Raw genomic sequence first — 7597 nt, 5'->3', positions numbered from 1 at the left:
CTGGCAGGCCCAGGCCCAGTATTATCAATGACCAAATTTCTTTACAAGATGTCTCCGTGATGCTGCAGCCCAAAATCCCACTATATGGTAAGGCTGGAAGAACGGATGCGGAGGATAAAAGACCAGTATGTGGATGTGGGCGCTTAGAAGTCGGAGTCAAAAAGCTCTGCTTTGGATACCAAATAATCGTAGAAGCGGTGGTCTGAAGAGAGGAAAGCTTTTTGCTGCGCGGGATGCCGCCCTTCCTCGGGCAGAGCGGCATCCCGCGCAGCTTTCAGTTTTCAGAGACGAGGTCAGGGGGCACTGTTCAGCAGATGCCCGGAATAAGCTCCGCCAGCCTCTCGGCCAGCAGCCTGTGGCTGTCCAGGCTTAAGTGCATATAGTCATAGGGATACATTCCCATGCCGGGAATGGAAGCGGCTTCCAGGAAATGGCAGCCCAGCCTCTCGGCTACCTCCCGGAAAAGGGGGATGATGGCCTGGGACTTTTCCACACAGTCTATGCCCATCTCTCCCTGAATCTGCGTCCCCTTATAGCCCTCCTCGATGGGAGGCGGCGCGATGACGAGGATATTGGCTTTGCCGCGCCAGGCCTCCGTGGTGTGGATGGCCTTCGTCACCAGCCGTTCCATCCCCTTGGCGATGTTGGCCGGGGTGGCGGCGAAGCGCTGCTTCACGTCATTGGTGCCCAGCATGATGATGAGCAGGTCTACGGGCTCATGGGTCATGAGACAGGGGTGGATGGCCGCAAAACCGCTGAGGCCTTCAAAGAGGGGATCCTCGAAGGAAGTGGTCCTGCCGCTCAGACCCTCCTCCCGGACCAGATAGGCCGGGCCCAGCAGGTCTGCCAGCAGACAGGGCCAGCGTTCCTTTTCCGTGAAACGGCCCATGGTGGCGGAGTTGTAACCGTGGGTATTGGAATCGCCGAAGCATACGATCGTTTTCGCTGTATTGTCCATATCTCTCCTTTACAGGCCGGATTCCTGCCTTTTGCGGCAGACCGGCAGTATATTCTGAACTCCCATGCATCCCAATGCTTCACCATAAACGAAAGGCGGGAATTGCGAAAGCCAATGGGGACTTTGCAGCAAACTTCATCGCTCGTGAGTATAGAAGGGGCACACAGCCTGCCGGGACATGCAGGTCTACGGCAGGCCCGCCGAACCGCAAGGCAGCACACAGCCCTGCGGTTTGGACTTCGCGATACGGAATGGCATAGGGATGTTTATAGTAATGACGGTAATGCCCGTAAGGGCCCGTCAGTCAAGGGCCTGCGCGAAGCGCTTCGTGATGAGCTGGGGCCTTGTGATGATGGAGCCCACTACCACGCTGAACGCGCCCAGGTCGATGACCCGCCTGACCTTCTCCGGCGTATCGATATTGCCCTCTGCGATGACGCGGTGCTTTGCGGAGGCGATGATCTTCCGCAGGATTTCGAAATCGTTGGACTCGATTTTGTCCCCTTTGCTCTGCTCCGTATAACCCACAAGCGTAGTCCCAATGAAATCGAAGCCCAGCTCATCGGCGTGGAGGGCTTCCTCCACCGTGGAGCAGTCCGCCATCCACAATTGATCCGGATAGGTCTCCTTCAGCTGCCGGAAGAAATCGTCCAGGGTAAGCCCGCCGGGCCGCACAGAGCTGGTGGCGTCCAGGGCGATAATCTCCGGCTTCACCTCCATCAGCTCCTGCACCTCCCGCATGGTGGGGGTTATGTATATCTTGCTGTCTTCATAATCCCTCTTTACGATGCCGATGACCGGAAGGTCTACCTGGGACTGGATTTCCCGGATGTCCTCCTTCGTGTTGGCCCGGATGCCCAGTGCGCCGCCTTCCCTGGCCGCCAGCGCCATCCTGCCCATGATGAAGGAGGAGTGCAAAGGCTCATGGGGAAGGGCCTGGCAGGATACAATCAGCTTTCCCTGCAGTTGTTCGATTCTCTTGTTTTTCATTTCAAATGTGCTCCTTTCGATTGTTGTGAAAGTCCTCAAAACTTGTGTGAATGTTCCTTTGCCTCGGCATCGACTAAACTCTCGGACTTTTATGTACGGCGGTGCTGGCTGTAGGGGGGTTATGATAAGCTTTGCGCGCGCCCTCTGCCGCACCCAGCATTCCCGCCAGATTTCCCAGCTCGGCGGGCACCACCTCCACGTTCAGGAAGGAGGGGATGAGCTGCAGCCGCAACCGCTGCCGCACCTGTGTGATGACATATTCCTGTTCCATGACGCCGCCGCCCAGGACTACCAGGGAGGGGTTGAAGATATGGATGAGGCTGATGAGGCCCCAGACGATTTCGGCAATCCACCGATCCACCAGCGCCCGCACCCCATCGTCCTCCAGACGGGAAAAAATCTCCCGTCCGTTGTGGAACTCCGGAAACCGGGACCTGACGCTTTGCACCAAAGCGGTAGTGGAGGCGTACCTCTCATAGCAGCCGCTGAACATGTCCCGTCCGGGATCCCGGTCCTCGGGATGGACCAGGATGCCGCCGAATTCCCCGGCGGAGAACCCAGACCCCAGGTACACCTGGCCGTCAATGACGATGGCGCCGCCCACGCCGGTTCCGTATGTGAGGCACAGGAAATTCGCGTGTCCCCGCCCGGCGCCGTAATGGGCCTCACCGGCGGCGGCGCTGTTCACATCGTTCTGTACGCTGACGGGGACATGGAATCTGGCCTCCAGGATTTCCCGGATATTTGTGCCGGTATAACCGGGGATGTTCTTATTTGCGTACAGGATAGAACCTTTTTCCGTATTTACCTGACCGGCGCTGCTGATGCCGATGGCCTGGAAATCATGATACCCCTCCAGGATTTCCTCCACCCGTCCCATGACATGGGCTCCGCCCAGATGGGCCTCGGTGGGAGTCTCCCGTATCTCATGGATCTCGCCGTTCTCCCATATGCCGGATTTGATGCAGGTGCCGCCGATATCCGCCACCGCGATTCGGATGTCGTGTGTTGCCTCTGAAAATTTTTTCATTGTTACCAGCTTCCTTTTCGCATGATTAAAACAAATGTACCCACACTCTTTTATATATCATGACAACAAAAATGTCAATAGTTTAGAAACTATATTAATACAATATTGACAGAATGCCCATTTAGATGTACTATGTAATAAAATTATGGGAAAAGTGCATAAAATAGAAGGGCCAAAGGAAGCCGCTACTTCAAAAAAACAATGTGAAACATATTTTCATGTCTGATTGCGGAATCAGCACAGAGGCACGGAAGGAGCTGGACGACTGCGCAGGGATATACAGTGCAGAAAGCGGATATGGATGAAGAAAGATAACGGTGCGCATACACCGACTTAAAACCAGGAGGCAGAAGATGAAAAAAATCGCGGGAATGGGAGGAATAGATAGGATGGGCAGGAGGATGACATTTCCCATGTCGAACAGGATATGGGTCTTCACCGGAGGCGCACATGGGGCGGGCGGCTTTTCGGAGAACAGGGGCTTCCGCAACATGGCAGGGCTGTTCGAGGAAGTGGTGCGCTGGGATATGTGCGGACAGGAGCTGTCCGGGAGGGAGAATTTTGTCCTCAATACGGCCAGAGCCGGATACTGCGTGGACGACATCCTGCGGGAGTTCCGGGTTAGGGTGGCCGATTACCATCCCTCTGCGGTGGTCTATGTCTCGGGAGAGGAAGACAGGAAGCTGTCCCCCGATGCCCTCCGCAGCGGGCTTGCCAGCCTGAGGCGGCAGACGGAGGCCATTGGGGCGGAGCTGATAGAGCTTCCGGCAGCGGAGGGGGAGCGGGATCCTCTGGCGGAGGCGAACTGGCTGCTGGAGACTATAGGTGCGGACCGGTCGAAGGTGACGGCCGGGAGCGAAAGGCTCCTGACCCTGGAGCCTGCCGTGGAGACATTCGCGTCCGGCGGAAAGCTCGTGCTGAAAGCAGAGCCCATGAAATGGCTTTTCGTGGGGGACAGCATCACCCACGGCGCATGGCATACCTATGGCTATGACAGTGTGGTGCAGCTTTGGGAGAAGTACATACGCGAGGACTGGGGGCGCATGGACGACACGGTCATCAATACCGGCGTGTCGGGAGCCACGGCGAAGGAGTTCCTGGAGAGGCTGGATATGCGCTACGGACCCTACGCGGACGCGGACGTGGTGGTCATCATGTTCGGCACCAATGACTGCTGCTTCCCGGGCGTGATCGACAGGGCCCTGTTCAGGAAACAGCTGTGCGAAATCGTGGATATGGTACGGGCCCGGGGCAGCCAGGCCGTCCTGCGCGCCCCGCAGCCCCAGAGGGAGGACGCGGGAGAGCGCGCTACGGCGATTGTGCCCTTCGTCCAGGCGGTGCGGGAGGTGGCCTGGGAGAAGGAAGTGCCGCTGGTAGATCATTTTCACAATTTCAGTGTGCTGCAGCAGGAATGCCCGGAGGCTTTCCTGGGCCGTATGAGCGACGCCGTCCATCCCAACGCCCGGGGACATTACCGGATGTTCCGGGAGATGGCATATGCATTGGATATGGTTCTGGAGGATTCCATGGTGTCGCTGGACTATCCTGTTTCGGCAGAAAGCTGACAAAGCAAGATGCAATGCTTTGAGTTTTTGGCATTGTGCATAATCCATAAAATTGACCTACTAAATTTGTTAGTAATTTACAAAATTCTAATATCTGAAAACTTTTTTCATTTTCTTTATTGAAATTTTATATATTTCAAAGTATAATGACTTTACTATAAATCGCAACCTCAATCAAAAAGGTCTGTATCGGCCGGAGCCGGAACGAATCACATTTATTTTTGAGAAAGGGGAGATTTATAAAAATGGGTCTCGAAAGCCGCGGAGAATAGGGCCTGGAGATTCCGAGAGCAAATCCAAATAACCAAAAGGAGGGAATCTAATGAAACAAGACGCTTCAAAAAAACGAAACGAGCGCATGAAACAGATGAGGCGATACCTGCCGTTCTACTTTTTTGCGCTTCCGGCAATCGTCCTTCTGATTCTGTTCAGCTATATGCCCATGCCGGGAATCGCTATCGCGTTCAAGGATTTCAAGATGGCGCGGGGAATCTGGGGGAGCGACTGGAGCGGTTTTAAGCAGTTCCAGAAGGTGTTCACCGATCCGAACTTTTCCAGGGTGCTGCTGAACACGGTGAAGATCAGTCTGCTGTCGCTGATTACGTCCTTCCCGGTCACCATCATATTTACCCTGATGGTGAACGAGCTGATGAACCTGAAGTTCAAGAAGGTCGTACAGACGATTACCTATATGCCGCACTTCCTGTCCTGGGTCGTGGTGGGTACCTTTGTCTACCAGATGCTGTCCCCGACCAACGGCATCGTGAACGCGGTTCTGGTGGGGCTGGGCATTTTTGAGAAGCCGCTGTATTTCATGGTACAGCAGAAGATGTTCATCCCGATCTACCTGATTGTGAACCTGTGGAAGGGCACGGGATACAGCATCGTCATCTACCTGGCGACGATTTCCGGTATCGATACCCAGCTCTACGATGCGGTCATGATCGACGGAGCCAACCGTTTCCAGAAGATTCTCTATGTGACGCTGCCGGCCATGATGCCCACGATGTGCACCATGCTGATCCTCAGCATCGGCAGCCTGATCAGCGTAGGATTCGATCCGATTTTCAACCTGTATAATGATGCGGTATATTCCACGTCCGACGTCATTTCCACATTCGTATACCGGAAGGGTCTCATAGAGAGCCAGTATGCGTTCTCCACGGCGGTGGGCCTGTTCCAGAACGTGGTCAGCCTGTTGCTGGTGATGCTCGCCAACTGGTTCGCGCGCAAGGCGAATCCGGAATACAGGATTATATAGCAGGAAGATAGGAAGGAGGAAATGAAAATGGCAAAGAAGAATAAAGAAGAGCAGTATAAGCCGCAGAAGATGCAGCAGTCGGTCTACAGCAAGGCGTTCGATGTCTTCAATATCGTGTTCATGATTCTGTTCTGCATCACGATTCTCATACCCTTTTGGGACATGATCGTGCGCTCCTTTTCCAGAGCCCAGGACATCTCTTTCATGCATGTGAACTTTTTCCCGAAGGTATGGTCGTTTGAAGCCTACGCCTACTGCTTCAAGGATTCCGAGATTCTGAACGCCATGCTGATATCGGTGGCCAGGACGGTGCTGGGGACCGCTTTCCACATCGTAGTCACCTGTCTGGCGGCCTATACGCTGACCAGGGACCAGATGCCCTACAGGCGCCTCATCACGGGCATCCTGCTGATACCGATGTTCTTCTCGGGCGGCCTGATTCCTACATATATCAATATGAGGAATCTCCATCTGACGAACAATTTCCTTGTGTACATACTGCCCGGAGGCTTTTCGATTTACAACTGTATCATCATCCGCAACTATTTCTTCTCCATCGACAAGGGGATGGAGGAGGCGGCCAACATTGACGGCGCTTCCCCGCTGCAGGTGTTCGTCCGCATCATCATGCCGCTTTCCAAGCCTGTGCTGGCAACGGTCTCCCTGTGGCAGATTGTGGGCCAGTGGAACGCCTGGTTCGACAATATGATCTACACCCGCAGCGTGCCGGAACTGACCACCCTGCAGTACCTGCTGCGCAGGATGCTGGACACCATGCAGAAAAAGGACGCCCAGAACCTGATAGATGTGGCCGGAAGCAATATGGACATCAACCCGGAGACGGTCAAGGCCGCCACCACGGTAATCGTGGTGCTTCCGATCATCATGGTATACCCGTTCCTGCAGAAATATTTCGTGAAGGGTATCATGGTGGGAGCCGTGAAGGGCTGATGCAGGCATATGGCTGATATTGGCTGATATGATTGGATTGAATTGGATTGGACGGAAAACCCGTCCGCCACAGAAGGGAGAGAAGGATATGACAGACGGAATGCGGTATCAGAATCTCGGCGTCGTCGCAGCGGAGCTGCCGCCGTCGGCAGGCAATCCGCGGAACAGCGAGGGGACTTTTCTGGAGCTTGCGGACGGAGAGCTGATTTTCGTGTACAGCAGGTTCAAGGGGGATTCGCCCAATGACCATGCGTTTGCGGATTTGGCCCTGATGCGCTCCGTTGACGGAGGCTTAACCTGGACGGACGAGGGCGTGATATTGACATGCGAGGGAGAGGGCGGCGTGAACATGATGTCGCCGGGCCTGCTCATGATGGAGGACGGGAAACCGGGGCTGTTTTATCTGGTGCGCATTACCTACGCCGTAACCAAGGTATTTCTGCGCCGTTCCCCGGACGGCGGCCGGACCTGGGGCGAGAGGACCGTGTGCACGGAACAGGAAGATTTCTTTGTCCTCAACAATGACCGGATTGTGCGCCTGGCCAGCGGCAGGATTATGGTGCCTGTGGCAAGCCACCGCTCCTGGGGAGGGGACGGGCGCATGGACGGCAACGCCAGGGCGATGTTCTTCTATTCGGACGATGACGGGCGGACATGGGCCTGCTCCCGCTCCAGATGTTCGCTTCCCTGGGCCAATACGGCTTCGGGGCTGCAGGAGCCGGGGCTCGTGGAGCTGGCTCCGGGAATCCTCTGGGCATGGGCCAGGACCGATTTGTTCGTGCAGTATGAGATGTTCTCCATGGACAATGGGGAGACCTGGACGGCCAGCCAGCCCTCCCGGT

At 55.4% G+C, this 7597-nt stretch carries 7 protein-coding genes; 4 read left to right on the top strand and 3 right to left on the bottom strand.

Annotation, left to right across the window (positions count from 1 at the left end; all coding sequences use genetic code 11):
* Positions 1-307: 307 nt before the first annotated feature.
* The 3 genes from Q2B33_RS10870 to Q2B33_RS10860 all read right to left on the bottom strand — a co-directional run bounded on the left by Q2B33_RS10870 (position 308) and on the right by Q2B33_RS10860 (position 2978).
* Positions 308-958: a GDSL-type esterase/lipase family protein gene (locus Q2B33_RS10870; RefSeq protein WP_300565699.1), complete on the bottom strand. Its 651-nt coding sequence runs from the start codon at positions 956-958 to the stop codon at positions 308-310.
* A 300-nt stretch (positions 959-1258) separates the two neighbouring features.
* Positions 1259-1948 (bottom strand): N-acetylmannosamine-6-phosphate 2-epimerase, encoded by a 690-nt coding sequence (locus Q2B33_RS10865; protein ID WP_300565697.1) that lies wholly within the window; start codon positions 1946-1948, stop codon positions 1259-1261.
* Positions 1949-2021: 73 nt separating this feature from the next.
* Positions 2022-2978 (bottom strand): ROK family protein, encoded by a 957-nt coding sequence (locus tag Q2B33_RS10860; RefSeq protein WP_330684587.1) that lies wholly within the window; start codon positions 2976-2978, stop codon positions 2022-2024.
* 353 nt (positions 2979-3331) lie between these two features.
* Here Q2B33_RS10860 and Q2B33_RS10855 point away from each other — a divergent pair, with 353 nt between their 5' ends.
* The 4 genes from Q2B33_RS10855 to Q2B33_RS10840 form a co-directional block, all read left to right on the top strand.
* Positions 3332-4543 carry an SGNH/GDSL hydrolase family protein gene (locus Q2B33_RS10855; protein WP_300565695.1) on the top strand — a complete coding sequence of 404 codons (1212 nt, stop codon included), beginning with the start codon at positions 3332-3334 and terminating at the stop codon, positions 4541-4543.
* Positions 4544-4865: 322 nt separating this feature from the next.
* Positions 4866-5804, top strand: coding sequence for a sugar ABC transporter permease (locus Q2B33_RS10850; protein WP_300565693.1), 939 nt, complete (start codon positions 4866-4868; stop codon positions 5802-5804).
* 27 nt (positions 5805-5831) lie between these two features.
* Positions 5832-6755 (top strand): carbohydrate ABC transporter permease, encoded by a 924-nt coding sequence (locus tag Q2B33_RS10845; RefSeq protein ID WP_296472724.1) that lies wholly within the window; start codon positions 5832-5834, stop codon positions 6753-6755.
* A gap of 88 nt (positions 6756-6843) precedes the next feature.
* On the top strand, positions 6844-7597 hold a 754-nt coding region (locus Q2B33_RS10840), incomplete at its 3' end, for a sialidase family protein (RefSeq protein WP_300913993.1).

Origin of the sequence: uncultured Acetatifactor sp. (genome assembly GCF_948601915.1) — a bacterium.
Lineage (GTDB): Bacteria > Bacillota > Clostridia > Lachnospirales > Lachnospiraceae > Acetatifactor.
This window is presented reverse-complemented; position numbering and strand designations above follow the sequence as displayed.

Bases quoted from the DNA above. Each gene is read 5' to 3' on its own strand.
- Q2B33_RS10860 (WP_330684587.1), bottom strand. From the start codon at position 2,978: ATGAAAAAATTTTCAGAGGCAACACACGACATCCGAATCGCGGTGGCG.
- Q2B33_RS10855 (WP_300565695.1), top strand. From the start codon at position 3,332: ATGAAAAAAATCGCGGGAATGGGAGGAATAGATAGGATGGGCAGGAGG.
- Q2B33_RS10870 (WP_300565699.1), bottom strand. From the start codon at position 958: ATGGACAATACAGCGAAAACGATCGTATGCTTCGGCGATTCCAATACC.
- Q2B33_RS10850 (WP_300565693.1), top strand. From the start codon at position 4,866: ATGAAACAAGACGCTTCAAAAAAACGAAACGAGCGCATGAAACAGATG.
- Q2B33_RS10865 (WP_300565697.1), bottom strand. From the start codon at position 1,948: ATGAAAAACAAGAGAATCGAACAACTGCAGGGAAAGCTGATTGTATCC.
- Q2B33_RS10845 (WP_296472724.1), top strand. From the start codon at position 5,832: ATGGCAAAGAAGAATAAAGAAGAGCAGTATAAGCCGCAGAAGATGCAG.